This window comes from Chryseobacterium sp. DT-167 (assembly GCF_058310155.1).
The window spans coordinates 1-758 of the sequence record NZ_JBZEEQ010000053.1 but is presented as its reverse complement, the minus strand read 5'-3'; the positions used below and the strand labels follow the sequence as shown (position 1 = coordinate 758).

2 protein-coding genes are annotated in these 758 nt (G+C 68.7%); both read left to right on the top strand.

Annotation, left to right across the window (positions count from 1 at the left end):
* The coding region (locus tag AC4FQ5_RS19690; RefSeq protein ID WP_491146243.1) for a LysR substrate-binding domain-containing protein at positions 1 to 352 on the top strand (352 nt) is incomplete at its 5' end.
* 86 nt (positions 353 to 438) lie between these two features.
* A partial coding sequence (locus tag AC4FQ5_RS19685) for a type 1 glutamine amidotransferase family protein (protein WP_491146241.1) occupies positions 439 to 758 on the top strand: 320 nt, incomplete at its 3' end.

Sequence of the window (758 nt, the reverse complement as noted above, 5' to 3'; positions counted from 1 at the left end):
CGTCCGGGCAGGCGGAGTCGACGGGATCCCGGTGGTCGCGTATGGCGAGGAGTTGCCGATCGTCCGGCGCCACTGGCGCAGCGTCTTCGGACGGCGTCCCGACTCCCTCTCCGTCGCGGCGATCGTGCCCGATCTGCGCAGCGTCCTCGAGGCGGTTCGCGTCGGAGCCGGTATGTCGGTCCTGCCGACGTATCTCGTCGACCCGCTTCTGCGCAGCGGTGAGGTCGTCTTGATCGACGAACCCGCCGTGCGGCCGCTCAACACGGTCTTCCTCGTGACGCGGTCAGGGGAGGCCCGTCGTGATTCGACGATCTCCGCCGCCGTCGAGGCGATTCGCGCACTCGCGCCCTGATCGATCGACCGAACGCTGCCATCGGTCAACCGTGCGCCCGTTCCCGGTCGTCCGGGTGATCATGGAGATCGACGAAAGGACCCACGATGTCTCGAATCCTTCTGGTCGCCACAGCGGCCGATTCCATCACTCTCACCGACGGCACCGAGCACCCGACCGGCTTCTGGGCCGAGGAACTGGTGACGGCGTACCGCGACCTCACCGAGGCCGGCCACGAGATCGTCATCGCGTCGCCGGGGGGCGAGCGACCGCCCGTCGACCCGGGATCGCTCACGGCCGAGGGGGTCGGAGACGCCGAGAAGGCCGCGGATCTCCGTTCCTACCTTGACTCGATCTCCGCTCACCTCGACGCCGCCGTTCCGCTCGCGGACATCGACGTCACGGAGTTCGACGCCGTCGTGATCCC